Origin of the sequence: Occallatibacter sp. (assembly GCF_049510455.1) — a bacterium.
Classification (GTDB): Bacteria; Acidobacteriota; Terriglobia; order Terriglobales; family Acidobacteriaceae; genus Telmatobacter.
Window position 1 is genome coordinate 1 of the sequence record NZ_JBEKYX010000057.1, and the last position, 26,674, is coordinate 26,674.

27 protein-coding genes and 1 rRNA gene are annotated in these 26,674 nt (G+C 58.8%); 16 read left to right on the forward strand and 12 right to left on the reverse strand.

Features of this window, described 5'->3' with window-relative positions:
* Together ABSG47_RS12050 and ABSG47_RS12055 are read right to left on the reverse strand one after the other, a co-directional pair.
* On the reverse strand, window positions 1-1,385 hold a 1,385-nt coding region (locus ABSG47_RS12050; protein WP_424169937.1), incomplete at its 3' end, for an alpha-L-fucosidase.
* Between the two features lie 49 nt (window positions 1,386-1,434).
* Window positions 1,435-2,130, reverse strand: a complete 696-nt coding sequence (locus ABSG47_RS12055) for a hypothetical protein (RefSeq protein ID WP_424169938.1) — start codon at window positions 2,128-2,130, stop codon at window positions 1,435-1,437.
* Between the two features lie 141 nt (window positions 2,131-2,271).
* Between ABSG47_RS12055 and ABSG47_RS12060 the strand changes: the two genes are divergently transcribed.
* Both ABSG47_RS12060 and ABSG47_RS12065 read left to right on the forward strand, forming a co-directional pair.
* Window positions 2,272-2,658: a hypothetical protein gene (locus ABSG47_RS12060; RefSeq protein WP_424169939.1), complete on the forward strand. Its 387-nt coding sequence runs from the start codon at window positions 2,272-2,274 to the stop codon at window positions 2,656-2,658.
* Window positions 2,659-3,675, forward strand: coding sequence for an LOG family protein (locus ABSG47_RS12065; RefSeq protein ID WP_424169940.1), 1,017 nt, complete (start codon window positions 2,659-2,661; stop codon window positions 3,673-3,675).
* Between the two features lie 66 nt (window positions 3,676-3,741).
* On the opposite strand, the gene rpsT is transcribed toward ABSG47_RS12065, so the two are convergent.
* The gene (gene rpsT / locus ABSG47_RS12070) at window positions 3,742-4,017 is read right to left on the reverse strand and encodes a 30S ribosomal protein S20 (protein ID WP_058188336.1); all 276 of its coding nucleotides are present in this window, start codon (window positions 4,015-4,017) and stop codon (window positions 3,742-3,744) included.
* Between the two features lie 257 nt (window positions 4,018-4,274).
* Here rpsT and ABSG47_RS12075 point away from each other — a divergent pair, with 257 nt between their 5' ends.
* Together ABSG47_RS12075 and ABSG47_RS12080 are read left to right on the forward strand one after the other, a co-directional pair.
* On the forward strand, window positions 4,275-6,764 hold the full coding sequence (locus ABSG47_RS12075) for an ABC transporter permease (RefSeq protein ID WP_424169941.1): 2,490 nt from the start codon (window positions 4,275-4,277) through the stop codon (window positions 6,762-6,764).
* Window positions 6,765-6,869: 105 nt separating this feature from the next.
* Window positions 6,870-7,601 carry a DUF4184 family protein gene (locus ABSG47_RS12080; protein WP_424169942.1) on the forward strand — a complete coding sequence of 244 codons (732 nt, stop codon included), beginning with the start codon at window positions 6,870-6,872 and terminating at the stop codon, window positions 7,599-7,601.
* A gap of 160 nt (window positions 7,602-7,761) precedes the next feature.
* On the opposite strand, the gene ABSG47_RS12085 is transcribed toward ABSG47_RS12080, so the two are convergent.
* On the reverse strand, window positions 7,762-9,759 hold the full coding sequence (locus ABSG47_RS12085; protein WP_424169943.1) for a DUF3858 domain-containing protein: 1,998 nt from the start codon (window positions 9,757-9,759) through the stop codon (window positions 7,762-7,764).
* 464 nt (window positions 9,760-10,223) lie between these two features.
* On the opposite strand from ABSG47_RS12085, the gene ABSG47_RS12090 reads away from it, so the two are divergent.
* The 5 genes from ABSG47_RS12090 to era all read left to right on the forward strand — a co-directional run bounded on the left by ABSG47_RS12090 (window position 10,224) and on the right by era (window position 15,153).
* The gene (locus ABSG47_RS12090) at window positions 10,224-11,255 is read left to right on the forward strand and encodes a PhoH family protein (protein ID WP_424169944.1); all 1,032 of its coding nucleotides are present in this window, start codon (window positions 10,224-10,226) and stop codon (window positions 11,253-11,255) included.
* Window positions 11,256-11,395: 140 nt separating this feature from the next.
* Window positions 11,396-11,848, forward strand: coding sequence for an rRNA maturation RNase YbeY (gene ybeY / locus ABSG47_RS12095; RefSeq protein WP_424169945.1), 453 nt, complete (start codon window positions 11,396-11,398; stop codon window positions 11,846-11,848).
* Window positions 11,845-13,161, forward strand: coding sequence for a hemolysin family protein (locus tag ABSG47_RS12100; protein ID WP_424169946.1), 1,317 nt, complete (start codon window positions 11,845-11,847; stop codon window positions 13,159-13,161). Before ybeY ends, ABSG47_RS12100 begins: the two co-directional genes overlap by 4 nt.
* Before the next feature lie 115 nt (window positions 13,162-13,276).
* Window positions 13,277-14,005 carry a polyprenol monophosphomannose synthase gene (locus ABSG47_RS12105; RefSeq protein WP_424169947.1) on the forward strand — a complete coding sequence of 243 codons (729 nt, stop codon included), beginning with the start codon at window positions 13,277-13,279 and terminating at the stop codon, window positions 14,003-14,005.
* Window positions 14,006-14,055: 50 nt separating this feature from the next.
* Entirely contained in the window at window positions 14,056-15,153 is a 1,098-nt protein-coding gene (era, locus tag ABSG47_RS12110) for a GTPase Era (protein WP_424169948.1), read from the forward strand.
* Between the two features lie 78 nt (window positions 15,154-15,231).
* Here era and ABSG47_RS12115 read toward each other — a convergent pair whose 3' ends face one another.
* From ABSG47_RS12115 to ABSG47_RS12135, 5 genes are all read right to left on the reverse strand, one after another.
* Window positions 15,232-15,984, reverse strand: a complete 753-nt coding sequence (locus tag ABSG47_RS12115; RefSeq protein WP_424169949.1) for a hypothetical protein — start codon at window positions 15,982-15,984, stop codon at window positions 15,232-15,234.
* Window positions 15,985-16,113: 129 nt separating this feature from the next.
* Entirely contained in the window at window positions 16,114-17,154 is a 1,041-nt protein-coding gene (locus tag ABSG47_RS12120; protein WP_424169950.1) for a GGDEF domain-containing protein, read from the reverse strand.
* Between the two features lie 105 nt (window positions 17,155-17,259).
* Window positions 17,260-18,303, reverse strand: a complete 1,044-nt coding sequence (gene moaA / locus ABSG47_RS12125) for a GTP 3',8-cyclase MoaA (RefSeq protein WP_424169951.1) — start codon at window positions 18,301-18,303, stop codon at window positions 17,260-17,262.
* Between the two features lie 61 nt (window positions 18,304-18,364).
* Window positions 18,365-18,643: a hypothetical protein gene (locus tag ABSG47_RS12130; RefSeq protein ID WP_424169952.1), complete on the reverse strand. Its 279-nt coding sequence runs from the start codon at window positions 18,641-18,643 to the stop codon at window positions 18,365-18,367.
* 180 nt (window positions 18,644-18,823) lie between these two features.
* The gene (locus ABSG47_RS12135) at window positions 18,824-19,102 is read right to left on the reverse strand and encodes a hypothetical protein (RefSeq protein WP_424169953.1); all 279 of its coding nucleotides are present in this window, start codon (window positions 19,100-19,102) and stop codon (window positions 18,824-18,826) included.
* 111 nt (window positions 19,103-19,213) lie between these two features.
* Here ABSG47_RS12135 and ABSG47_RS12140 point away from each other — a divergent pair, with 111 nt between their 5' ends.
* Window positions 19,214-19,384 carry a hypothetical protein gene (locus ABSG47_RS12140; RefSeq protein ID WP_424169954.1) on the forward strand — a complete coding sequence of 57 codons (171 nt, stop codon included), beginning with the start codon at window positions 19,214-19,216 and terminating at the stop codon, window positions 19,382-19,384.
* Between the two features lie 29 nt (window positions 19,385-19,413).
* On the forward strand, window positions 19,414-19,779 hold the full coding sequence (locus tag ABSG47_RS12145) for a VOC family protein (protein WP_424169955.1): 366 nt from the start codon (window positions 19,414-19,416) through the stop codon (window positions 19,777-19,779).
* Between the two features lie 62 nt (window positions 19,780-19,841).
* Here the strand turns inward: ABSG47_RS12145 and ABSG47_RS12150 are convergent, their stop codons facing one another.
* The 3 genes from ABSG47_RS12150 to ABSG47_RS12160 all read right to left on the reverse strand — a co-directional run bounded on the left by ABSG47_RS12150 (window position 19,842) and on the right by ABSG47_RS12160 (window position 22,691).
* On the reverse strand, window positions 19,842-20,513 hold the full coding sequence (locus ABSG47_RS12150) for an ankyrin repeat domain-containing protein (RefSeq protein WP_424169956.1): 672 nt from the start codon (window positions 20,511-20,513) through the stop codon (window positions 19,842-19,844).
* Between the two features lie 53 nt (window positions 20,514-20,566).
* Window positions 20,567-21,781, reverse strand: coding sequence for an energy transducer TonB (locus ABSG47_RS12155; RefSeq protein WP_424169957.1), 1,215 nt, complete (start codon window positions 21,779-21,781; stop codon window positions 20,567-20,569).
* A gap of 172 nt (window positions 21,782-21,953) precedes the next feature.
* Window positions 21,954-22,691: an RNA methyltransferase gene (locus ABSG47_RS12160; protein WP_424169958.1), complete on the reverse strand. Its 738-nt coding sequence runs from the start codon at window positions 22,689-22,691 to the stop codon at window positions 21,954-21,956.
* Between the two features lie 61 nt (window positions 22,692-22,752).
* Here ABSG47_RS12160 and mtnB point away from each other — a divergent pair, with 61 nt between their 5' ends.
* The 5 genes from mtnB to ABSG47_RS12185 all read left to right on the forward strand — a co-directional run.
* Window positions 22,753-23,391, forward strand: a complete 639-nt coding sequence (mtnB, locus tag ABSG47_RS12165; RefSeq protein ID WP_424169959.1) for a methylthioribulose 1-phosphate dehydratase — start codon at window positions 22,753-22,755, stop codon at window positions 23,389-23,391.
* An 18-nt stretch (window positions 23,392-23,409) separates the two neighbouring features.
* On the forward strand, window positions 23,410-23,991 hold the full coding sequence (locus ABSG47_RS12170; RefSeq protein ID WP_424169960.1) for a 1,2-dihydroxy-3-keto-5-methylthiopentene dioxygenase: 582 nt from the start codon (window positions 23,410-23,412) through the stop codon (window positions 23,989-23,991).
* A complete protein-coding gene (mtnC, locus tag ABSG47_RS12175) occupies window positions 23,988-24,764 on the forward strand; it encodes an acireductone synthase (RefSeq protein ID WP_424169961.1) in 777 nt (258 codons plus the stop codon). Before ABSG47_RS12170 ends, mtnC begins: the two co-directional genes overlap by 4 nt.
* Window positions 24,765-24,798: 34 nt before the next feature.
* On the forward strand, window positions 24,799-25,488 hold the full coding sequence (locus ABSG47_RS12180) for a MarC family protein (RefSeq protein ID WP_424169962.1): 690 nt from the start codon (window positions 24,799-24,801) through the stop codon (window positions 25,486-25,488).
* 900 nt (window positions 25,489-26,388) lie between these two features.
* Window positions 26,389-26,674, forward strand: a 16S ribosomal RNA gene (locus tag ABSG47_RS12185); the annotation flags it as partial.

A 26,674-nucleotide genomic window follows, 5' to 3' on the forward strand; every position in this document is an offset into this window, starting at 1 on the left:
GTATATGGCCGTGCGTCGGTATCAGTAAAAGTCCCGGCCTTGATCTGCGTAGGGCCTTCACCGAAAGTGACCCATGGCGTAGTGGAGTAGATAGCATCACCATTGACCTTGAGCCACGCGCCGATAGCCTGCAGACGTTCGCGAGCCTCATCCGGAATGGTGCCGTCCGCTCTGGGACCAATGTTAAGCAGCAGGTTGCCGTTCTTGCTCACAATATCCACGAGCTGATGAACAATCTGTTCCGAGGTCTTGTAGGTATCGTGCTCCACATAACCCCAGCTTGCGTTGGAGATAGAGGTATCAGTCTGCCAATGCGCGGGCTGAATCTTGTCCTGCGCACCACGCTCAAAGTCGCGCGTCCCCGCCTTCCACGGCAGGTCGTCGATCTTGATGTCGATGGCAGCGCCGAACTGATTGGCAACGGCGTAGTTGTAGTAGAAGGCGGCAAAGGTGGTCATCTCGCGGCGATAGCCTGGCTGCCCCGCCCACCAGTCAAAGTAGAAAACCTCGGGGTGGTATTTCTGCACAAGCTCTGACGCGCGCGCGAGCCAGTCGCGGGCGAATTCGGGCGAGACATAAGTAAAGTCCTGTTGCATAAAGTCGGAGTCGCCGCCGTCCAGACGGTGATGAGCCGGACCATAGAGTGAGGCATACTTGGGGTCATTCACATCGGAGCGGATGGCGCGGCCCCCGTCGAGGAACCAGTCATGCTCAGCGCGGTGATAGCTCAAGCCAAAGTGCAGACCCTGTGCGCGAATAGCTTTTGACAGCTCACCGAGGGTATCGCGCTTGGGACCCATCTTGACGACCGTCCAGTCCGAGAGCGCGGAGTCATACATGGCAAAACCGTCGTGATGTTCGGCCACAGGGATAACATACTGCGCGCCGGATTGCTTGAAGAGCTCAGCCCACTGGTTGGCGTCAAATTTTTCGGCCTTGAAGAGCGGGATGAGGTCCTTGTAGCCCTTCGACTCATCGCCGTTGGCAAAGTGGTCGCGGTAGTTTTTGTATGCGCCTTCGCGAGGTTGGTACATATTGCGCGGATACCACTCGTTCTCCGCAGCCGGAACGGAATAAACGCCCCAGTGGATGAAGATGCCGAATTTGGCATCCTTGTACCACTGCGGCTGCTGGTACTTGCCGATCATGGTTTCCCAGTCAGCGCGATACGGGCCTTCATTGGCCACCCGGTCGGTCTCGGCAAGGATCTTGGCGCGGGTCGCGTCGTACTTGGCCACGGACTGCTGCCACTCGCGGTCAATCTCCGCGGCAGACTTTGTATCGCGAGTAGGCGCGAGAGGATCAGACTGGGCAGAGGCTGTTGCGGTGAGAACAAGTGCGACTGCGCAGAACGCTAGAGAGCCAAGACGAAGTGGATTTGCCATAGGGCCGAAGATTAAATGGCGGGCGGGGCAAATGTAAACGATTGCGGAGTTATCTGGTTGTGCTGACGAGCATGATGGGGCTGGGTGAGGCTTTACAGATGGAGGCGTCGAAGTTTTCGATGGAGCCATCGGCGTAAGTGATGGAGTTCAGACTGATGGTCTCAAGAACAACAAAGCCGGGAAGGCGGAAGTCAGCGGAGAATTCGCTATCTCCATCAGGCTGGAAGCGGACGGTGAGGGCGTGGGTTAGACGGGGGCGCTGGTCCGGTGAATTGGTAAGGTTCATCTTGTTAACCGGCCTGACGACGAGGCTGCCGCCAAGATCATCGTGGGTGCCATTCGAGGTGCTTGTTTGGAGCGGAGTGGTTCCTTTGGGTGCTCCATAGCCATGCGCGGTGATGGCGGCGGAGGCGATGCGTTTGCCGTTGGCGCCGCGCAGCGTGAGGGATGGCTCCATTGCCGGCTGCGTAGCCTGGCCGTCCTTATCCGCGAGAAGAATGTGCAGGCCGCCGCCCTGGCGGGCTTCCATGGAGATAGGGCAGCGATTGACTGCATGTTCAAGGTCCGCTGTGAGTTTCTGAGCGGCAGCGGAAAGCTTTTGATCGGTTGGATTGTTGCCAGCGCCTAAACCTTCCATGCCTGCGACTCCGAAGCTCTGGTTCGCGCTCTGGTTGGGCGGCGTGTTCTGTGCGTGAAGACTGGCGGCGCAGAGGAGAATGATGGGCAGGAACGAGGCTGGTTTCATCGCATGCCTCCACGGGAAATTGCGGACAGAAATACGATACGCCGGGCAGGGTAGCGGCGCAACGGGTTCGGGACGGCATACAGGCGTATGTTACCGTTTCAATACGGGTGTGCCTTCGCGGCGCGTCCGGGCATCGAACGCATGTCTCAACAGCCTGAAGTGACGACAATTTCTCCGGAGCCGATGGCTCCTCCGATTATGGGACCGATTGTGGCGGACCCGGCCAGGCAGAAGGTTGCCGCAGGCACTCCTCAAAATCCCAATCAAGGCCATGACCAGCAACGCATTCCGCGCTGGCTGGAGCGCGCGGAGCTGTTTTTGCGCGTCCTGCTGCGGATGTATATCGGCGTCGCTGTGGCGTTTGCGCCGTGGCTGCCTCTGTTTTGGGACCACAATCCACTGTTTGCGCAATTTCCCACGCTGTCGGTTTATGCCGCGCATGGGGCGGTGCGGGGGCTGATTTCAGGGCTGGGGCTGCTGAATCTTTGGATCGCATTTCGCGATGCGATTCGGCACAGGGATGGGTAGATGACTGCAGGGGACGCTGAGCAAGCGAAAAAGAATGGGCCAGCTCCGCTCGAACGGGCGCCGCTGGCGTATGAGAATCCCGCGTTTCTGAACAGCGCAGATGGCCGGCTGATTCGTGTCATGGCGGAGTATTCCGAGCCGTTGGCGCGCTTCCGGCGAGAGCGGATTCAGGACACGGTGGTGTTTTTCGGCTCGGCGCGCTTCCGGGGGCTGGAAGAGGCCGAAGGCGCACTGGAGCTGCTGGAAAACAGCTATGCCGCCAAGACCGCATCGAGCGCGGAGCAGCCGGCAAGTCCGGAGGAGATTGCCTCCGGGAAGGCGACAGATCTGCAGCGCAAACGGGCAGTCGCAGCTGTGGAGATGGCTCGCTACTACGAAGACGCGCGTCGGCTGGCGTTCCTGCTGACCAACTGGGCTAAGACGACTTCCTCGCGCCGGAATCGGTTTGTGGTGACCTCTGGCGGCGGTCCTGGGATTATGGAAGCCGCAAACCGGGGAGCATACGAAGCGGGCGGCAAAACGATCGGGTTGAACATCCGGCTGCCGTTCGAGCAGGCTCCGAATCCGTATATCACACCCGCGCTGAACTTTGAGTTCCACTACTTCTTCATGCGCAAGCTGTGGTTTGCGTACCTGGCCAAGGCGCTCGTGGTCTTTCCGGGGGGCTTTGGAACTCTGGACGAGATGTTCGAGATCCTGACGCTCGCGCAGACCCACAAGCTGGCTAAGAAGATCACGGTGCTCGTGTATGGCTCGGAGTATTGGAAGCGGGTGCTGAATATCGAGGCGCTGGTGAATTCAGGGGCGATTTCACCAGCGGATTTGGAGCTGTTTCAGTTTGTTGACACGCCCGAGCAGGCATTTGAGCTGCTGAAGCAGGGACTTACCGAGGAACACCTGAAGCCGGAAGCGGCAGCCGCAAAGCAACGGGATGCCCGCGCGCCTGAAGGGGAGCTGATGGCGGGAGTGAGCGTCGAAGAGTTTCTCGGGCCGGATATGGCGAAGACGCAGAGTTAGCGCGGAAAAATGGACAAAACAAAAACGCCGGGGCAAGCCCGGCTGTTTTGTTTTGAAGCCTGAAAGCTACGCCTTGGCGGTGGCCAGGGCTTTGAGACGCGCGTTAAGGCGGCTCTTGTAGCGGGAGACGGTGTTCTTGTGGAAGACGCCCTTCTGCACGCTCTTGTCGAGCGCGGAAACGGTGGCGCGGTACTGCTCTGCAGCGGCCTTGACTTCGCCCTTGGCGAGAGCCTCGCGGAGCGCACGCAGGCTGCTGCGGACGCGGCTGCGGTTGGCGCGGTTCACCGCGGTCTTCTTCTCGGTCTGACGGGCGCGCTTGAGCGATGAAACGTGGTTTGCCATTTACCTGAAATCCTTAAAAATCGCCTCGGCCCCGTTACTGATCCCGGGTCCGCAGGTCGAAGAGATGATGCGGGATGAGAGAGCACAGAATGCCGCATCCCTCGCAATTACCTAGTCTACTGGAAAATCGAAAATCCGGCAACAGGAAACCAGTGCCGTAAACCTATGCAGAAAAAGGCGTTTTCCGTGGAACTTTCATGACGCTTGTGCGTTCTAAAGCAATAGCAACGATAACCAGCCTGCCTGCGGGAGCCTGCATGTCCACAATCTTGTCTGACCTCAAGCTGATCTTTCGGCGTTTGCTCAAATCTCCGGGCTTTACCGCAACGGCTGTTCTTATGCTGGCCTTTGGTATTGGCGCCACCACTGCCATCTTTTCGATTGTGGATGGCGTGCTGCTGCGCCCGCTGCCGTTTCCGGGATCGGACCGGCTGGTGACTCTCGGCGATCATGTAAACGGCACCGACTGGGGTCAGCATGACCCGGGGCCGGTCACAGCTCGGGAAGTGGGAACGTACATCCAGAATACGCACTCCTTTGAGAGCCTGGGCGGTTTTGGTTACACGGGCTATGAGCTGGCGGGAACAGGCAATCCGGTGCAGGTGAATGCCGCGCGTTTGACACCCTCAGTGTTTACCACTCTCGGAGTCGCTCCACTGATGGGCCGTGTCTTTACCGCACAGGAGGATGAGCAGAAGGAACAAGTCGCAGTCCTGAGCTACTCCACATGGAAGGACCGCTTCGGTGGAAACTCGAACATCCTGGGCACAAAGATCCTGCTCGATCGCAAGCCGTATCTCATCATCGGCGTCATGCCGCGCAGCTTTGAGTTTCCGTTGAACGCCGGGCGTCTCAATCGCACCGAGCTGTGGGTTCCCATGAGCTTTTCCGCACAGGAACTTGCCCCGGAGGCTGCTGGGAGTTGGAGCATGGGCATGGTCGGCCGCCTCAAGCCCGGCATCACCGTCGCTCAGGCAAGGGATGATGCAGGTCGCGTGGCGGCGCAGATCATGCGCACCTTCCCGCCCGATTTAGCCAACTTCCGCTTTACGCCCATCGTTTATCCGCTGCAGCAGATAACGGTGCTCGATACCAAGCCGCTTCTGCGCATTCTGTTCCTGGCTGTTGTGGTGGTGCTGCTGATTGCCTGCGCGAACCTTGCGGGGCTGTTGCTGGTGCGGGCCATCCGCAATCAGCGGGAGACCGCGGTACGCCTGGCTATCGGTGCGTCTGCTTCTACGATTCTGAGGCAGATGATTCTTGAAAGCCTTGTTCTGAGCGTGATTGGAGGCCTTCTCGGTATCGGCATCGCCGCGTTGGCTTTGGCTATTGGCAAGAATTACCTGCCGGAGACAATGCCATTGATGAGCTCGATCACACTGAACTGGACCGTGGTGGGCTTTGCGCTTTTGCTGGCCGTGCTGACGGGACTTTTCTGCGGATTGGCGCCGGGCTTTGCTGCCCTGCGTACCAATGTGAACGCATCGCTGAAAGAAGGCGGACGCAGCGGCTCCGGCAGCGGAAGCCATGCGCGGCTTCGCTCAGCGCTGGTGGTGGCGGAGATTGCGATTGCGCTGGTGTTGCTGGCGGCTTCAGGCTTGCTGCTGCGCAGCTTCAGCAAGATGAGCGAGGTGGACTTAGGCTTCCGGCCCAATCATGTGACCACTGCAGCGTATTCGCTGCCGCAGAAGCAATATCCCACGCAGGGTTCAATCGATAACTTCAATACCCGTCTGCTCCAGCAGTTGCGGCAGCAGCCAGGCGTAGAAGCGGTGGGGCTGACAAGCACGCTTCCGGTGACAGGCGATGGCATTGAGTCCTTTGTTGCTGACGGCTATGTGGACCCGCGCGGTCCCGACCAGATTGCCGCTTCGCCCTCGCAGGTCATTGGAGATTACTTTAAGGCAATGGGAATTCGCCTCACGCGCGGGCGATATTTTACGGACTCAGACAATGCGGACAACCAGCTTGTGGTTATTGTGAATCATGAATTTGCCCAGCATTATTGGCCAAACCAGGATCCCATCGGCAAGCGGATGCGGGTTGGCACGCTGAAGACACCGACTGCATGGATGACCGTGGTGGGCGAGGTGGCAGACGCCAAGCTGACCAGGCCGGATGCCGATGCCGCTGAGCAGTTCTACCAGCCTGTGGCGCAGCTTGAGAAGGATGCCGGCACAATGGTCCAGCCCACGGACCTGAACGGCAATGGCGGATATGTTGTTTTGCGCTCGGCTCTCCCGGCAGACCAGATGGAAAATGTGCTGCGTGCGGCCGTGCGATCCATCGATCCGCAACTGCCGCTGACGCAGGTGCAGACCATGGACGAGGTGGTGGCGCAGAGTGAGGCTCCGCGACGCTTTAACACCATCATCATTTCCAGTTTTGCGCTGGCTGCGGTTCTGCTGGCGGTGCTGGGAATTTACAGCATTATTGCGTTCTCTGTGGCATCGCGGGTGCAGGAGATGGCGATCCGCATGGCGCTGGGGTCGCAGCGCTCGGACATTGTGCGGCTGGTTCTGTTCTCAGGGCTTAAGCTGGCTGTGATTGGATGCGTGATCGGGCTGGCTGGCGCTGCCGCGGCTTCGCGAATCTTGAGCTCGTTCCTGTTTCAGGTGAGCGCATTCGATCCGCTGGTGATGGGTTTGACATCACTCGCGGTTTTTGTCCTCGCACTTGTGGCTTCCGCGCTACCCGCGCACAGGGCGGCTTCAGTCAATCCAAATGAGGCGCTTCGCGGAGAGTGAGCTGGGGCAGGATCAATCAGCGTTGGTCTGAGGTGCTGTGAGGGTTCGTTATTCTTAGCGAGAGCTACCGGTCGTCTTTTCAAGTCCAATTTACCAAGAGGTTCCGTGCCGTTTACTCCTGCGCATGCTATTGCTGCGCTTCCATTTCGAAGAACGCGGGTAGATCTGACCGCGATGGTGGTGGGATCTCTCTCGCCGGATTTCGAGTATTTTCTCCGGCTTGCTCCGCATGGCGGCTTTGGGCACACCTGGCTGGGGGGCCTGGTGGCCGATCTGCCGCTTTCGTTACTCGTTCTGTGGCTGTACCAGAGTTACCTGAAGGCTGGTTTATATGCGGTTGCGCCGGGGTTGTTTCCCTTCCGGGAGACAGAACGAAAGGCGGCGCCGGTTGCCCGTGGGTTGAGGCAGTGGGCGATTGTTGTGGCATCCATTCTTCTGGGCGCGGCGACACATATCGTGTGGGACTCTTTTACACACAAGGATTCCTGGCCATACGACCACATCGCGTTCCTACGGGCACACGTTCCGCTGGTCTTCTGGCGCGCGGATATGTGCAACGTTCTGCAGGTTGCCAGCTCGGTGGCCGGGATGGTGGTGCTTGTCGTGATGTGGGCAAGATGGGTTGGAGCAGAGCGGCGGCCGGGTGTGCCCCTGGTGAGGCGGCTGGGCATTGTGCTGGCTGTTATCGCGCTTCTGAGTGCGGTTTTGCGCGCGGTGGCCATGACGCATCTGTTCGGAAAACTGGTTCTCACGATCATCGGCGTCGTCACGTTCCTGGCGACGCTCCTGCTGCTTGTGGGTCTGGCTGGCGCGTGGCGGAGATGGATGCAGAAATGAATAGCTGGCGGCAGTGGCTCAGTTTGAAGACATCCCGCAGGGGCTAAAGCCCAAAGACTTTATCAGCCGGATTTTCGGCACGACTCAAGTCGTGCCCTGTTACAAAACAATTCAAACTGAGCCAGTACCAGTTGGCGGCTTGGCTTCGAGCGGTTGCGGCTCAGTTTCCCTTTGCGGCATCTCCTGGGACCACCACGACCTGTTGCTGGCTGGCGGTGGCCACCTTCTGATAAAAGTCGCGGAGCTGGGCGTACTCGCCGGGATCAAGAATGGTGAAGGCGCGCGTCAGGGCGACGCCAATGTTGAGGCCATTGTCAGACTGCGCGGGCTTAAAGACATATACGGCGTGGTTGGGCCAGGGGATATTCGCCGCGGCAGGCGCGGCTTCTACCGTGTAGCCGGTGGGCAGGTGGTAAAGAACTCCGTCCTTGACCTGCGCGGCGTACTCCATATCGACCGGCAACTGACGATCGGTCTCTGAGGTGAAGTTCCGTGTTTCGCCATTGGTGAAGAAGGCGGCAGGGAGCAGAATGCGCTTGCCGGTTACGGTGCCGGGCGTGCCGGTGACAGAGGCTTCGGCGGTCAGGTCTGCGGTGGTGTTATCGAGATTCGAGAAGCTGACAAGATGCGCCCCGGTTCCGGAGGGTACCTGAGTCTGGAGCCAGCGGTCGAAGTCACGGTGCAGAGCGGAGTCGTCTACCCGGAGGGCGGTCTGCCGCCAGTGGAGCGCCTGTTGGCCGGTGAAGGTGAAGTTGAGCTTTCCTGAGACTGAGCCATCGGGCGCGACGATGAGACTGGCGCGGCGAGTAAGAACGTTCGCACTGTAAAGCAGCAGTGGCGTGATGCCGGTGCTGGGCCCGGAGGCGGTTTGCCGGACGCCGCCAGAGCCGGAATGGCGCCAGGAGACAAAGCCAAACGGGCACATTTTCTCGCCTGGGTCGAGAGGCATCTCTTTGCCGCCCGCATTCAGAACAACGACCAGCCCGCTGAGCTGGCCGAAGTTGAGGTAGTTGGGATTGAAGACGGTGTGTTCCCGGTCGGCAACGATCATGGGGTAAGCGGTGAGGCCCGCAGCGCGGAGCATGGCGAGATAAAGCAGGGCGATCTCCTGTGGAGAGCCGGCTTTCTGCTGCCAGATGTCCTCAGCGCGCCTGGTGACGCGAAAGCCCTCAGCTCTGAGCTCGGCATCGCCTTTGGCGCGAGAATAGGCAGTATTGTCGAGCGCCTGGACGGCAGCGTAAAGCTTCTTTGCCTTGTCAAGTTCGCTATCCGCAGGTGCAACAATGCCGGAGATGGCGGATTTGATGGCGGTCGATGGGTCGGCAACGCGGTTGACATCGGCGAGCCAGAATTGGCCCTCCTTGGTCCAGTAGTCGCTGCCGTTGTTGCTGTAAGCAAAATAGAAGCGGACCTGATATCGGCTGACATCCGATGGCGGCATCCATGCCTCGTGCGGAATGGGCGGAATGTTATCGAGGGTGAGATCGAAGCGGTGAGCTGCATTGGGCTGGAGTTGCCTGCCGCCGGGCAGATTCGCCAGCCAGAGCAGAGAGGAGAGCGAGTTGCCGTGATGATCTATGAGATAAGTGTTGCTTAAGCCCGCCGCAGCGTCGAGGTAGCCGGGGCAAGGCGTGAAAGTGTAGTGGGCCTTACGAACCGGGAAAGGTCTTTGAATATCCCACACCGGATTCAGGCAAGTTCGTTCTCCGCGGCGGAACTGATAGTAGTACTCAATGATCGAGCCGGTCTCGACAGCAGGGAGGTTGAAGACAACCTCGTGAATTTCCGTTTCGCCCTGCTTGGCGCGCATGAGGTCGGCAGGCTTGACTGCGAGATCGGTGATCGAGCCATCCGAATGGATGGTGCGGCCGGAGACGGCGGAGACTTCCTCGCCGCCGCGAATGTAGCCGAGGCTGACTGTGGCCAGCTCTTTGGCGGAGTCGCGGAGGATCTTGATTCGAGCGTAATGGCTGGTGAAATGAGTTGCGTCGTCCGTCTTCTCTTCGTAGTTAAGCATGATGGCCGCCGCGTCAGGGTATTGCGGGTCGGCGGTCATCTTGAGCTCGTCATCTGTGGGCTTTTGAAACTGTGCATGAAGGCAGCAAGAGCCGAGGAGAATCAGGGCGACAAGAGAAGACAGAACACGAGTCGAACGCATGAACAAGTCCTTTGAAGGTTGCTCTATCTGGATGGCGAGCAGTGTAGCGCATGGGGAGTGCGGGTGGGCAGTGAAAATTTGAGAGATTTTCGCAATGAATGAAACAGACTGGCCAGGGAACCTTTGGAGTCACTTTTTCATCAAAAAATAGTGAGGGTGCGGATTGACGGATTGTTCCGGCGGCGCTACTCTCAGCGCAGATAACGATTGTTCACTCACGCCAACCCGCGGTTCGGCACTTCAGTCCGGAAGAGCATCGGCTCGGAGCTGAATTGTGCGAGCCGATTCCCGCTCCATCTCACGAAAAAATCAGGATTTGTTCTGTTGTCCACACGCCGGTCCACGCCTTTCAGCATTGGGCTGGTCCTATTCCCCATCTCTGCCGATAGGTCCCGCAAGGGACTTGCGGCGTTGTGCGGCACAAGCCGCGCGCTGACTCACAACCTCGGAGGCCACAGAAACCATTGAAGATTGCACTGGAAATCACGCCGAACCTTGAGCCCCTGTTCGGGACTCGCGATGAAAACCTGAGGCTGATGGAAGACAAGCTGGCTGTGCGGATTGATCTGCGATCCGATGCCGTGCAGGTACAAGGCCCGGAGGAAAGCGTGATGCGAGTCCGGGGCATCTTTGAGGATTTTGAGGCGCTGCGAAAGCAGGGGATTCATCCACACAATGGTGAGCTGAATGGAATGCTGCGCCTGGTCACCGCGGACTCTTCGGTGACGTTGAAATCGCTGGCTGACAGCGGCAAGCAGCGCTCCGCGGGCGTGAAACGGACGGTGCAGCCAAGGTCAATCAATCAGCGCAAGTATGTCGAGGCGATTGAAGCCAACGACATGACCTTTGGCGTAGGTCCGGCGGGCACGGGCAAGACATATCTGGCTGTTGCGATGGCAGTTGCAGCAATGAATGCGAAGAAGGTCAGCCGGATTGTTCTTGTGAGGCCGGCGGTGGAAGCAGGCGAAAAACTGGGCTTTCTGCCAGGGAGCCTCCAGGAGAAAGTGGACCCGTATCTGCGACCGCTCTACGACGCGCTGTACGATCTGCTGGAGCCTGAGCGCGTGGACAAGATGCTCGAAAAGAACGTGATTGAGGTGGCTCCGCTGGCGTTTATGCGCGGACGCACGCTCAATGACGCCTTCATCATCATGGACGAGGCGCAGAACACCACGATCGAGCAGATGAAGATGTTTCTAACGCGCCTTGGAAACAGCTCGAAGGCCGTCATAACTGGTGATATTACGCAGATCGACCTGCCTAACCCGCGCAAAAGCGGCTTGGTAGACGCGATCAATGTCCTTAATGGCGTAGAGGGAATTTCCTTCTGCCACTTTGAGGATGGCGATGTGGTGCGTCATGCTCTGGTGCAGCGGATCGTGCGCGCCTATGACGTGGTCAAGCCGCAACAGCAGGAGCTTCCGCTTGCGATGGGCGAGGCGCTGGATGTGGAGGGCCGGGAGATTCGGCCGTCCCCGATCCGGAAGCCGCAGTAAGCTTCTAGTATGCGTAGAATGAGTGTGAGCCGGATCGTCCGTACTGGACGGTCCGGTCAGCGATGATCCTCTTCGATACAGAACTGTCCTCGGATTCGGTACCCGATCGACAATCGGCAACAGTTTCACGTGCGGAGCGCGTGCCTTCGGCGCGGACGCTGAGCCGCTTTCTGAGCGAGGCTGCGGCTGCGGTTCGCCTGCGCGGACAGGTGACAGTGTTGCTGACCTCGGATTCTGCGATCCGGCGGCTGAACCGGCAGTTTCGCGGAAAAAATCATGCGACGGATGTGCTGTCGTTTCCAGCGCTTGAGATGGTGGAAGGCGTGGCCGGCGATCTGGCGATCAGTGTAGAAACGGCGCGAATGCAGGCGCACGAGCAAGGGCATGCGCTTGGAACCGAGATCAAGGTGCTGATGCTGCATGGGCTGTTGCATCTGGCGGGATACGACCACGAGAAAGATCATGGCGAGATGGCGCGGCGAGAGCGATTGCTGCGCGGAAGGCTGGGTCTGCCGCAGGGCTTGATAGAGAGAACAGAGAACAGAGATCAGGGATCAGGGATCAGAAAAGCGCGTGGGAGCGTGCGACCATGAGCGTGCTGGCGATTGTGCTGGTGGCGATTCTGACGCTGGTGGTGGCGCTGGCGTCGTACATTGTTCGCATCTATGCGGAGTACGGCAAGATTCTGTCGCGCGAAGTGGAGGAGAATCTTGACTCGTGGGAAGAGACGGTTGAGCCGCAGTTAGGGCTGGGTCGGGATCATGCGGCGCTTTGCGCGTCGCTGGCGCAGTTGCTGGCGCTAGGCCTGATTGCGCTGGAGTTCGGCGCGGTTCTCTTTGACCGCGACTCGCACATGGGCAGGCCGACAGCAGCCGAGATTGTGCAGGCTGTGTTGGGCGTGGTCTTGGTGGCGGTCTTCTGCGGGCAAGTGTTTCCGTGGCTGCTGATTGAGCGGACACGCGGCAAATGGGTGAAATGGGCGATCTGGCCGATCCGGCTGCTGCTGTGGAGCATGACGCCGATCAGCGTGCTGGTGCGGTTCTTTTACTCGCTGGTAGCGTTGAGTGAAGAGCCGGTGAACCTGGAAGATGAATCCAGCGGCGACGTGGAAGCGCTGCTCGAAGCAGGCGAGGAAGAGGGAATTTTAGAAGAGACGGATCGGGAGCTGGTGCGTTCCGCAGTAGAGTTTGGCGATACGCTTGTGCGCGAGATCATGACGCCAAGGCCCAAGGTTTTTGCGGTTCCGGCAACGCTTACGCTGGAGCAGTTTCTGGTGCAGCTCAAGGAAGAGAACTTTTCACGTGTGCCGGTCTATGCAGGATCGCTGGACAACATTACAGGCATCGCGTTTGCGCATGATCTGTTGCAGATTGCCGATGAGGAGGCGCGGACGCGGACGGTAGAGTCGATTCAGCGGTCAGCGGCGTTTGTGCCTGAGACCAAGCGTGGCTATGAACTGCTGCGCGAGATGCAGCGGGAAAAGCAGCACATGCGGATTGTGATCGACGAATACGGCGGCGTGGCCGGCCTTGTCACGATCGAGGACCTGCTGGAGCAGATCGTCGGTGACATCCGCGATGAGCATGAAGAAGAGACGCCGGTGGAAGATCCGCAGCGGGAGCGCGACGGCTCATGGGTGGTTCCGGGTGGCTTTGCGGCAGGTGCACTGGGCGATCTGTTTGACGCGCCGGTGGAGATAGACGGACATTATGAGGCCACGACGGTGGGCGGCCTGGTAAGTGAGATTGAGGGACGCATTCCGCTGCCTGGTGAGGTGGTTCTGCTGGAGCCGTCAGGATTGCGGATAGAGGTAATCTCTTCAACAGACCGAAGGGTTGAGCGTGTAAGGGTGTTTCCGCCGGCTGGCGGCGAGGTGGCATTGGATCGAGATGCTGCCCAAGCTTAATCCTGCAAGACATACGATAATTTCCCAATATCCGAGAAGATTGTTATAGATTGATCACTTGCTTTCGCCGCCCCCATCTAATTAACAGGACAGAGCAAGCCTTCAGGGACCGAATATGGCATTTGAGCTGGCGATCGTAGTGCCGACGCTGAATGAAAGCGAGAATATCGCTTGCCTGATCGATCGTCTTGAAGTGGCGCTGGCGGGCATTCATTATGAGGTGATCGTTGTAGACGACGATTCACCGGATCAAACGGCGGTGGTTGTGCGGCGCGTGGCCCGGGGGCGCGAAAATTTGCGCGTGCTGCAGCGAATCGGACGCCGCGGACTTTCTTCGGCCTGTACGGAGGGCATTCTGGCATCAAGCGCGCCTGTTGTTGCAGTGATGGATGCGGATATGCAGCATGACGAGCGGGTTCTGCCAGAGATGCTGCGGCGTCTTCGCGAACAGCAACTCGACCTGGTAGTTGGTTCGCGCAACATTGCAGGCGGAGGGATGTCTGAGCTTGCGAAGAGCCGCGTATGGCTGAGCCATCTCGGAAGGCTGCTGAGCAGAATATGCGCCGCGCACCAGTTAAGTGATCCGATGAGCGGATTTTTCATGATCCGCTTTGAGGCGTTTGAAAAGATTGCGAACAGCTTATCAGGAGTGGGATTCAAGATTCTTCTGGATATCGTGTCTTCGGCCGGGCCGCACTTGCGTATCGGTGAAGTGCCGTATCAGTTCCGCAATCGCGCGCATGGAGAAAGCAAGCTCGGCTGCATGGTGGGCCTTGAGTATCTCTATCTGCTCTTCGACAAGCGATGGGGCAGATGGCAGATGCGCAAGAACAGCGCCGGCTGAGGTCGGCGCGAGCGCCTCCGAGTTACTTTTCCGGGCCGGCTTTTGCTTGAATGCCGTACACTCGGGCAGGAGTATTGAAACCTTTGCGATCTGGATTTGTTGCGATTCTGGGCCGGCCGAATGCCGGAAAAAGTACGTTGCTGAATGCGCTGACGGGCGAAAAAGTAGCCATCGTGACCGCCAAACCGCAGACCACGCGCAATCGTATTGCGGGCGTGGTGGAGGTGGCTGCGCGGAAGAAGGTTCATGCGGCGGCGCAGATTGTTTTCGTGGACACGCCGGGAGTACATAAGCCGGGCTCGCAGTTGGACCGGCGCATGCTGCAGGAGGTTTACGAGGCGCTTGAGACCCGCGACCTGGTTCTGGTCCTGATGGATGCTTCGCGGAAGGTCGGGCTTGTCGAGAAGCAGGATGAGGAATCTCAAGTCCCCAAAGGCGAGGGATCCTGGGCAGCAAAAAATTCCGCCTGGGCGAGCGAGAATGAGTTTTTGTTCTCATTGGTGAAGAAGCTGGATTGCCCGATCTTTCTGGTGCTGACGAAGATTGACCTGGTAGCGAAGGACAAGCTGTTGCCGATGATTGAGGCGCTGACGAAGCAGCACAATTTTGCTGAAGTGATTCCGATCAGCGCGCGGAAGCAGGACAACCTGGATCTGCTGCTGCGGAAGATTGTGAATGTGCTGCCTGAAGGCGAGCGCTACTTTCCGAAGGATCAGTACACGGACCAGCCGCAGCGATTTATGGTGGCTGAGTTGATCCGCGAGCGGATTCTGGTGGAGACTGGCGAAGAGGTTCCGTATGCTGCAGCCGTTGTGATTGAGCAATACGAGGAACCTGAGCCTGTTACGCCGCCGAAGAAAAAAGGCGCGCCTGCGAAGCTGCCGCTGACGCGGATTGCCGCCGCGATTTACTGCGAGCGCGACGGGCAGAAGGCGATTCTCATTGGCAAGGGCGGCGCAAAGCTGAAAGAGATTGGCACGGGAGCGCGCAAGCAGATCGAGTCGCTGTTGGGAACGCGGGTCTATCTGGAGCTGCGCGTGATTGTGGAGCCGAACTGGCGGGAATCGAAGAGTTTTATCCAGTCGCTGGATTGGCGCAATCAGTTGGAGCGGATTGCGGAGAAGCAGGCCGGCGACGACCCGGAATAGAGAGCGATTGCATGAGAGAGGCGCGGCTTTTGTCGCGCCTCTCTCATACGCCGACAGCTATCAAGGACGATGGATGCGTTAAGGAAGCCGCTCCACCAGAACCTCCACATCTCTGTGCCGTGTGGAGTTGGGAATATCGAGCGAGCCGAGTGTGGCGGGCTTGCCGGGTGTGATTGTCGCCTCGCTTGCGAGTGTGATCTGGCGAATGACCGGATCCTGAATGCTGACGGTAGATTTTTCATCGGCAATGGCAGACTCTTCGACCTTGGCTTTGAGAGTTGAGCCTTGAAAAGTTGCACTGATGCTCAGTCCGATATCGACATACGATATGGAAGATTGCGGCGCTGAATCGTTTTGGCCAATCGTTCCGGTCATGATGGGCACGCGAATGCCTTCCTTGAGTTCGACCTTCTGGCCTTCGGCAGCAAGAAGCGTGTAGCGCTGCGATCCTGCGTGCTTGCCGTCTTCGAACTGCGTGGTGGTGAAGGTGAGCTTGTAAAGTGGAACGGGCTTGTCGAGCTCGCCTATAAGCTTGCGTGCCTCTTCGAGCTCTTCGGCTGTTCCCCGACAGATGATGGCGAACTGCGTCGAGTCTGGATAGACCTTGACCCGCGGGCCAAGAGTATTGCGTACGGCCTGCAGGGTATCGTTAAGGTTGTTCATCTGCGTCACGTGCGCCAGACGGAAGACTTCTGTGGATTCCTGGCGATCTTTCGGACTGTCCTGTGCGAATGCCGCGAACGGCAGCGCAAGCACGAGAGCTGTTAAGGCTTTGGCTATCGGTTTTGAGAGCACACGACGCCGCGCACCGCTTGCGGGAAGAGTGTTCATGGTCTACCTCACGGAATGTTGGTGTCGTTACGGAGAGCGTCTGCGGCTGGGTTGAGCGGCGCCGTGGTCTCCAATCCAAAAGACGCGGGAGGCGACGAAGCGCTCAGGAAAAAGCGAGCAGAGCAAAACTTACGCGCCGCAGACGGTGCCGCGGCCGCTGGCTTTTACCTGGTACATGCGCGCATCCGCGGCGGCAATGACCTCGTGTATGGTGGTTCCATCCGCCGGCGCTGTGGAGACGCCGACGCTGGCCTGCACGCGGAGATCGATACCGTTCGACATGCGGAAGCGGGTATCGATGAGCGCCTTATTCAACGCGGTCATGTGCGCTAGTGCAGCCTTCGGGCCTACATCCGGCATGAGAATGGCAAACTCATCGCCGCCATAACGGAAACAGAGATTGCGCGAGCGGCTAAGCTCGCGCAAACGATTGCCGGCGCGCGCGAGTAGTTCGCTGCCGATGAGATGTCCGTGCTCGTCGTTGACGAGCTTGAAGCGGTCGAGATCGAGAAAGGCGAGACTGAGCGGAAGTGCGGAGTGAAGACAGATGTGGAGTTCACGGCCGAGCGCGTCATAGAGATGACGCACGTTGTAGAGGCCTGTGGTGTCGTCTGTGATAGTGAGTTGCTGGATGCGCGCGTGATCGTTGGCGTTTTCGATGGCGATGGCGGCGTGATCGGCGAGGATATGCAGGAAGGCGATGGTGTAGTCATCCATCTGCCCGGCGCGCGGATTGAGAATTTCAATGACTCCGAGGGTGCCGGTGCGTCCCTTGAGCGGTAGCGCGACGACGGAACGCACGCGCCGGGTATTGCCTGGGCACAGGTGCGTGGCGTCTTCAGCCTTCAGCCGCGGGTCGCTTTCGGTTTCCGGAATGATAAGCGTTTCTCCGTGTTGCGCAACCCAGCCGGCTACGCCCTCGCCGACTTTGACGCGGAGGTCGCACAGAGCGGATTCCTCGCCGCCGGCGGCGATAGCGTAATAAAGCTCGCGGCGCGCGTCGTCCAGCATAAGGAGCGTCCACAGTTCGGCCTGAATCTGCCGCTCCATGTGATCGAGGATGGTACGCAGAATTGTCTGGAGGTCGAGGCTCGATGTGAGCGAGCGCGCCAGGCGGTGAAAGACCAGAAGATCGTCGAGCGGGATACGCTGTTCCGTCGCGTTTGCCATTTGTACAACAACCAAATCCTGGGGGATTGGAAAAATTTCCAAGGGAGGTATTGTGAATTGTATCGTATTAGGACACTGCCGCGTGCAAGGAATTTATAAAAACAGCTATCCGCCGATGTGTACCATAGACCGCGAGGGCTTGAGAAACTCCGGCTCGCCGATGTGATGGCGAGCTTCTTTGGCCTGAACAGTGCGCGAGATGTAGTGCTTCAGTTCGGCGTCCGTTGCGCCGGCTCGCATGCGACCGTAGAGATCGTGGTCGATCTGCGAGAAGAGGCAGGTGCGAATCTTGCCGTCCGAGGTGAGCCGGATGCGGCTGCATGCTCCGCAAAAAGCATTTGTGACTGGGGCGATGATGCCGAACTCGGCCTGTTCTGTCGAGGGGCTGTCTGCGAACCCGAAGCGTCGTGCGGTCTCGCTGGCGTCGTGGCGGGGCAGTTCCACGATTGGTAGGATGCGGCGGATGCGGTCAAGGATTTCGTGCATACCGACGACGATCTCCGGCGACCAGAGACGGTCTTCTTCGAGCGGCATGAATTCGATAAAGCGGACGATGACGTTCTCCGAGCGAGCGAAGTGGGCGAAGGCTTCAATCTGGTTGTCGTTGAAGCCGCGGAGCAGGACACAGTTGATCTTGATGGGGCCAAGGCCGGCCTGCTGCGCTGCGCGGATACCGCTCAATACGGCGTTGTAGCTGCCGGGCACGCGGGTGATGCGCTCGAAGACAGGTTCTTCGACGGCGTCCATGCTGACGGTGATGCGCGTGAGGCCGGCGTCTTTGAGCGGTTTGGCCAGGCCATCGAGAAGATGGCCGTTGGTGGTGAGCGCGAGATCCAGCTTGTCACCGCTGAGGGTGCGGAGCGTGGATATCTCGCGGACCAGATCGAGCAGGCCGCGGCGCAGGAGCGGTTCGCCGCCGGTGAGGCGGACTTTCGTGATGCCGAGTGAGATGAAGAGACGGATGAAGCGGAGATATTCGCCAATTTCAAGTTCTGAAAACTGCGCTCCATCGTTCCCGGTGCGGCAGTAGATGCACTTGTAATTGCAGCGGTCGGTAATGGAGACGCGCAGGTCGTGAATGACGCGGCCGTGGCTGTCCGTGAGTATGTCCGCCTGATTGGAAACCGGAATGGAAGCAGGAACGGCCATACTTTTTAACAGGCTATACCAACTTGTTAAAAAGTATGGCCGTCAGCCGATGTTGAAGATGTTAGTCGAGGCGCGGGGTACCTTTGCGCAGAACCATGCCGGTGATGCCGAAAGTGATCACGATCGTGATGGCGACGGCGAAATAGTAGGCCATGGGATGCGCCCAGCCCGGAGAGTAGCTGAGATCCTGGCCGACCCAGAGCAGCAGCACTGTGGCAATGACGGAAAACTGCCCGGCGATGACGAGAAGGGTGTGTCCCAGCTCGCGGCGCTTGTCCAGGGCTTCGACCTGGTCGGGGGTCAGGTTGCGCTCTTCGGGGGGCAGCAGGGAATTGGCCATTTCGTATCTCTCCAGAACAGGTGCTTATAGTTTCGATTCAATCATATAACGGCATGTATGCGCTACTGGCTGCGTTAGGGTTTGAGAGACGGATTCCCGTGACTAGCTCAGGAGTTTGAGTAGGAACGTCTTATCTCACAATGCGGAATGCGGGATTCGGATGCATCCTGACGAAGGCGTTTAGTCCTGGAGGAAGGCCAGCGATTGCAGGCCAGTGATTTCGAATGGCTTGCGGCAGCGAACATTCACGCAGGAAAGCTTGTCATCGCGGCGGACCATGTAGGATTGGGCCTTGGCGAAGCGGGCGCGGTCGCGCTCATCGGCGTGGCGTGGCAGGGAGGGGCGTTTGCGGCGTACGATCCAGGTGACCTTGTACTCGGCGGCCTGGCCGCACTTGGGGCAGGTGAGGTTATGCGTGCGCTGCTCCGTGGACTCCGTGAAAAACTCCCGCTCTTCCATCGTGACTGCTCCGGGGTTGGCTTCTCACCGAAGCCAACCTCATACATACTCGTTCCTGAGGGTTGGTAAGGGCAAGGGATATGGACGAGTGACGAAGGACGAGGGACGAGTGTGGCTAAGAAGAAAAAAGAAGAGTTTTCGGCGGCGAAGGCGGTAAAGGCGAATGCGCGGGAGCGCGTGGGGCAGCCGAAGCCGGCCCGCGTGGTGAATGATGTGCCGCGGACCGGACGCCAGGCGAAGCATAAGCCGAAGATGGAGCAGGTAATTGAGCAGTCAGAATAAAATCGCAGGTTGAACGAGAGGGGAATTGCATGGCAAAGGCGGTAGGAATTGGCGGAGTGTTTCTGAAGGCGCGCGATCCGAAGGCGCTGTCAGCGTGGTATGCGCAGCATCTTGGGATTGTGCCGCAACACGGCATGCTGATCTTTGAGGGTCCGGAAGCGGCGGGCACAACGATCTTCACGCATTTTCCGGCGGATACGAAGAAGTTCGGCGGTGGAGAGCAGCCGGCGATGGTGAATTTCCGCGTGGACGATCTGGACGGACTGCTGGCGAAACTTGAAGCGGCCGCGGTGAAGATTGACCCGGAGCGGGACGATGCTGGTTTCGGCAAGTTTGCGTGGATTTGGGATGGGGAAGGCAATCGCGTTGAGCTTTGGGAAGAAGCAAAGGAGTAGGGATTAGAGACTAGGCCCACCCTTGCGCCAGATACAAAGACGGCGCGAGGGTGGGGCATCCCTTAAACGGGCTGAGATTCGAGCCAGTGGGCCAGGTCGATGTGGCCGCGCTCGCGGGCGAAGTCCGCGGGTGTTTTGTTCTGATCGCTGCGCAGATGGGCGTGCGCGCCGTGGGCGAGAAGAAGCTCGGCGAGATCGCGGCGATTGGCCGTGGCGGCGGAGAAGATGGGCGTGAAGCCGCCGGTCTGAAGTGCGTCTGGAGTTGCGCCTGCGGCTAATAAAAGCTGAATGGATTCGGCGTTGCGGCTGAGGGCCAGCGCGGCGTGCAGGGGTTGGTTGGCCTGAGGGTTTTTTGCAACGGCATCGACCTTTGCGCCGTGCTGCAGCAGCAACTGGACCGCTGCCGGTGTGGCGAAGGCTGCGGCGAGATGGAGCGGGGTCCAGCCGTCAGTGGAGTAACTCTGGGCAGCCTGAGAATCGGCGGCGAGAGTTTCGGCTAGGCGCGCGATGTTGCCTGTGGCGGCTGCTTCAAAGATGTCCAGATCCACGTGCTGGTGGATGAGCTCGGCGAGAATGAAGTCGCGTGCGAGCGCCTGGCCGGTGTAGATCGACCACGTGAGCGCGGAGACGCCGTTGGAGTCACGGAGGCGAGCGAGCGAGGGATCGTTCTGCACGGCGTCTGCGAGCTCTGCCGTGGAACCGGACTGAATCAATTTGAAAAATGTCTGGCTCATGGTGTGCGCGGCCTCTGCATTTGACTTTACGCGCGCGCGGGGGCCCGGCTGTTTTATTGCGGCTTTGTGTTTGCGCTGTAGGGGCCGGGAAGCACGGGTGTCTGCGGCTTAGGTGCATCAGCCTGCGTGGTTGGCGGAGCAGCGGGGGTGGAAGTGAGTTTGGAGTAGATGCGGAACTGCACGGTGAGATCGACGAGCACGGGGACGGGCTGACCCTGCTTGAGTGCCGGCTGGAAGGATGCCTTGCGGATCGATTCGACGGCGTTTTCGTCGAGGCCGAAGCCGATAGGACGGCCGATGGCGATTTCTGTGGGTTTGCCATCTGCGCCGACCACGACGTGATACATGGCGATGCCCACGATGCCGTTGCTCTGCGCGTACTCGTTGGAGGGCGGCTCGAAGGCTTGCAGCAGGTGGGCCTTCTGATCGACCTGGCTTTGGCGAAGGATGGATGGATCGGCGGGGCGGTAGTCGGCCTTGGCTGCGACGGCTTGATAGTAAAGCTGCCAGTAGGCGGGCAGGGAGGCGATCATGCGGTCGTCGATGCCGGGAGACAAGATGCCGTCCAGCGCTTTGTGAAGAGCGGCGTTGGCGTGGGTGGTGGATGTGGTGACGGCTGCGCCGCGTCGGTTGAGTTCGGTTGTGGGCTGGGCTTGCTGGGCGGTCTGCGGTATGGATTCAGGCGCGGGTGATGCAGGCAGGCTTGTTGGGGCTGGAGCCGTTGCAGTGGTGGTATGTGGCGCTTTGGCGTCTTCCTTTGCTTCCTGCTTTTCCTTTTTCTTCTCGAAGGAAGTATCGACTTCTTCGCGATCGACTTCGATTCTCAGAGGCTTTTTCTTTGTGGTAAGACGCACTTTATCGAGTGCGGCGGACTGATCCTCTGTAGCGAGAGCGCCAAGAAAGTGCAGGCCGTAGCGCGTGCCTTCAAGGACGAGCTTGTGCTTTTCAAGATGCACGCTTTCAATCTGGACCAGGCTCAACGTGTAGGAGGCCTGCGACGAGGAGCCATCGAGTTTTCCATCGGAGGTGAAGTGGAGGGTGTTTTCGAGATAACCGCTGCGCAGGTAAAAGGTTTTGCCCTGGAGTTGTTGCCGGAGCTGGTCTTCGGTGATGGGTGGCTCGTCGTGTGTGGGGGCTGGTGCTCCCTGCTGCAGCGATGGCGCTTGCGTAGCTGTTGGAGCGGGCGCGGCGGCGGGAGGTGGGACCGTGGGTGCCGGCTGCACTTCCTGTGCATACAGCGGGAGAGATGCGAGAGCGCACAGAAACATGATCTTCCGAGACAGTCGTGCGCTGGGGACATGGATATTGTGAGCAGGATTCCGCATGGGGGCGACCTTTAACCGATGACCGACACTGTAGCAGGAATTTGTCGCGGTTTGGTCAATTTGCTTCGATCCATCTCTGTGGCGTGGGGTTGGAATGCACTGGGCGAAGTGCAATTTATTTCTTGAGCCGGTTGAGAATGCGGCGGAAGAGGCCGAAGATGCGGCGCGAATCGAGCGGCGAAAGATTGAGGCGGCGAAGCAGGACGCGTAAGTCGTGGCGGTTGGTTTCATGCATGGACTTTGGCGAGTAGCGTGCTACGAGCATGGTTTCTTCGATGAGGTTGGCGAGGCGGTCGAGAATTGCGGAGTCGACTACCTGCGGTGGGGCTGCTTTCTGGATTGTGTCGGAACGAATTGCACCGCAGGCCAGCTCGTAGAGGCAGACGGCGGCTGCCTGACCCAGGTTCATGGAGGGCTGGTGGGGGTCTGTTGGGATCTCTACGAGGGCGTGGCAGTATGAGAGTTCGTCGCGTGAGAGGCCGCGCTTTTCTGAGCCGAAGAGAATGGCGATGCGGCCGTTGCGATCGAGTTCCTGCTGGATGAGCGGGCCGAGTTGCGGGAGCTGGAGGATGGGTTGATCGGGCTTACGAAACTGAAGTGAGCCGGTGCCGAGGATGAGGGTATCGGGGCCGATGGATTCGGCCAGGGATTCCGTGCTTATTGCGCTTTGGAGTAGTTCCGGTGCGCCTACTGCAGAGCGAGCTTCGCGCCAGTTGGGATCATGGGCGCTGACGACGGAGAGGTGCGAGAAGCCGAAGTTGGCCATGGCGCGGGCGACGGCGCCGATGTTAAGCGGATTACGCGGCGCGACGAGGACGACGTGGATGCGGTCGCGTTGGGCCTGGTTCAGCATAGAAGTGAGCAAGAGATGATTGTATTTGGCGGGATTGCTACACTACATAGCACCGATGACGATGAGCTCGAATTCGATTGAAATGGAAGCGCAGGCGCTGTGTGAGACGGCGCAGTGGTGCGCGCGGCGTGGATGGGTTCCGGCGACGAGCGGGAATTTCAGTGTGCGGGATGCGCATGCCGGGCAGTTTTTGATTTCGCGGAGCGGGCTCGACAAGGGGCAGATGACGGTTGCCGATCTGCTGGTGCTGGATACGGCGGGCAACGTGGTGCGTGGGCCGGCCTCAAGCGAGGTTGGCGAGCCCTCGGCGGAGACGGCGCTGCATGTGGTGATCTATCGCGACCGGCCAGAGGCGAAGGCGATTCTGCATGTGCATACGATCTGGAATACGCTGATCGGAACGCGCTTTGTAGGGGCGGGGCTGTTCAAGATTACCGGCTATGAGCTGCTGAAGGCGCTGGATGGCGTGGCGACGCATGAGCAGCATGAGGTGGTTCCGGTGCTGGCGAATTCGCAGAAGTATGTCGAGCTTTCGGCGCGACTGACAGAGTGCCTGGCGGGGAATGCCGGAGTGCATGGGGTTTTGCTGAGCGGGCATGGGCTGTATACGTGGGGCAAGTCGGTTGAGGATGCGCGGAGGCAACTGGAGGCGCTGGAGTTTCTCTTTGAGGTGGAGGGTCGGCGGATTTTTGGAAGCTGAGCTTGGTGGAGGTGCTTGATGGCGGTTCTTCGTTTTCCCGATACGAATGCGATGTTTGAGGATGAGGCTGCGATTCGGGCCGAGCTGGCTGGTCTGGGCATTGACTACGAACGCTGGGAGCTGGACCGCGTGCCTTCGGGTGCTACCGCAGATGCGGTGCTTGAAGCGTATGCCGATGAGATCGACCAGATGAAGCGGCGCGGCGGGTACGTGACAGCGGATGTGATTGACGTGACGCCGGAGACGCCGAATCTGGAGGCGATGCTGGCGCGGTTTGATAAGGAGCACACGCACGCGGAGGACGAGGTGCGATTCATCCTGTCGGGCCGCGGAATTTTCTTTCTGAATATCGGCGGCAGGGTTGCGTCGGTGGAAGTGCATCCGGGCGATATGCTGCGTGTGCCAAAGGGGACGACGCACTGGTTTACGCTCTGCGAGGATAAGTGGATTCGCGCGATCCGGTGGTTTCAGGAGACTACGGGGTGGACGCCTGCTTATACGGATTCTGGCGTGGACACTGGCTATCAGCCGCTTTGCTTTGGGCCGGCTTATGTGGGTGCGCGGGTTCGAACTTCAATTATGGTTGACCAAAACGCATGAGCGCGGAGCGCCCGAAGCTTTATTTGCTGGATGTGGAGGGGACGGTTGCGCCGCTGACGCTGACCAGCGAAGTGCTGTTTCCGTATGCGAGAGAGCATTTCGAAGAATTTCTGCGGAATGGTTTAGTGCAGGAGTTTGAGAGCCTGAGGCCGGGCGATTCACCCGCAGATGCGATCTTCCTCGACGTGATGGCGCTCATGGGCGAGAATCAGGCGGAGATTGATCCGGATGTGCCGCGCATTTTGGCGCCGGGTGTGGATTCCGTGAGTCCTGCCTCTGGCATGCCGCGCATCCTTGCTTATGTCTACTGGCTGATGGATCGGGATAGGAAATCTACGGCGCTGAAAAGTTTGCAGGGGAAGATCTGGAAGGCGGGGTTTGAGAGCGGCGAGCTGAAGGGTACGCTCTTTGCGGATGTGCCGGAGGCATTCGAGCGGTGGGCACTGGATGCGCGCGTGGCGATCTATTCCTCGGGATCGGTGGAGGCGCAAGAGCTGCTGTTTCGGTACTCGAACTTTGGAGATTTGACGCCGCTGATCTCCGGGTACTTTGATACGCGGGTTGGGGCGAAGCGCAAAAGTGCGAGCTATGCGGCGATTGCTGCGGAGATGAAGGTTGCGCCGGATGAGGTGCTGTTCTTCTCGGACATTGTAGCGGAGCTGGATGCGGCGCGTGGCGCTGGGTGCGGGACTCGGATTGTGATGCGCGAGGGGAATGTGCCTGTTGCGGAAGAGAATGGGCACGAACGGATCGCATCGTTTGAAAATTTGTAGCGGCGCTTTGATGCCTATGCGGTAGGCTGGACGCGTGTACCTTCAAAATCCAGCCGCAACAGCTTTACATGAGTTGCAGACCGCGCCGTGGGTGCGGTTCGCGGCTCTGGCGCTGAGCTCGATCTTTTTTCTCGTCGATCCTTTTGCGGCGATTGGGTCGTTTCTTGCGATTACGGCGAGAGCCGATGCGGAGAAGCGTAACCGCATGGCGCGCAAGGCCTGCATTACCTGCTTTATTGTGCTGACCAGCTTTGCGCTCTGTGGACAGCTCATCTTTCGCCTGTTTGGCATCACGCTGCCGGCTTTTGAGGTGGCGGGCGGCCTGATTCTTCTGCTGATCGGCCTGGACATGCTGGAGGCCAAGCGCTCGGCTACTCAGGAGGCGAGTGGCGATACAGAAGAGGCGAGCCTGAAGGAAGACGCGGGCATTGTGCCACTGGGGATTCCCATGCTGGCCGGGCCGGGCGCGATTTCTTCGGTGATGGTGCTGGTGGGACAGGTGCCGAGGTTCTTCGGGTATGAGATGGGGCTGATTCTGGGCGCGATTACGGTGACCTGCGTGATCAGCTACTTTGTACTGGCGGCGGCAGGGCGGATTCGCATTGTGCTGGGCGAGACGGGGATACGAATTCTGGTGCGCATCATGGGCCTGTTGTTGGTGGCGCTGGCAATGCAGTTCTTTGTAAACGGGCTGACGGACCTGGGCGTGATTGCGAAACAGTGATAAGGCCAATGTTTATGCGGGTGAGACGCGCTTTCCCACAATTGATCTTGCTTTTACACAGCATTAGAGCTTGCCATGCGGCAGATTGATTGCTATTCTCAGGAAGTCGCAATGAGCGGTTGCAAGTAACTGAGCGCTGCGAGTTGCAAATGAGAGAAGCTTATGCTAATCTCAAAAAGTTGTTGCAGTGAAGGGTAGCTTTCCGGTGGCCGTTGGGCCTGCCTGATATAGGAAGAGGAAAGCCGGTTCGTAGGGTAGGGTGAGTCAAACCGAGGATGTAAGTCGGTTCAACCCCAGACCCCTGTAGGGAATCCCGCAGAGAACAAACCCAATGTATGACCCCAGAATCTCCTCTGGAGAATTTCTGGCGCACCCTTAGCGGGTGTGAGCAAAGCTGGTCGTTCTTTGATAGATTTTGTGCGCAAGCGCACTTTTTGAGAGGTGGTTTTGCCCCTCAATCGTGAACTTCGATGCATCCGACTCAAGGTCCATTGCGGACTTGGGAATGATCCGCCGGCATGGTGTCCGGGCGGCCCAAGTCATTCAAACTGGATGAGTTGAAAGCAAAGAAAAATAACGATTGACAGAGATGTAAAACTTCGATAGTCTTAAAAAGTTGTCGCAAAAACATCGCAAGGCGCTGTAAAGTGCAAATTGTGGTGAGCGCAGCAAGTTCGGGGACACTCAGACCTTACGGTTTGAGCCTCGATCCAAAGGGCCCCGCTTAGGTGGATCGCCCTTAAGGATCTTTGACAATAAGGTTGAACGTGCCAGTCGTGAGAATCGATCAAGTTTGGCTTGATCATCTCACAAGGTAAGGCATCACCGGTTCTAAGCAAATCGGCTGATGCGGTCGATGCTATTCGGACCTCCGTCCTGAATAGGCATTGACAACAGGTTTCAAACGAGAGTTTGATCCTGGCTCAGAATCAACGCTGGCGGCGTGCCTAACACATGCAAGTCGAACGAGAAAGTGGAGCAATCCATGAGTAAAGTGGCGCACGGGTGAGTAACACGGTCGCGGCAGATTAGTTAGTTGGCGGGGTAATGGCCCACCAAGACGGTGATCTGTATCCGGCCTGAGAGGGCGCACGGACACACTGGAACTGAAACACGGTCCAGACTCCTACGGGAGGCAGCAGTGGGGAATTTTGCGCAATGGGGGAAACCCTGACGCAGCAACGCC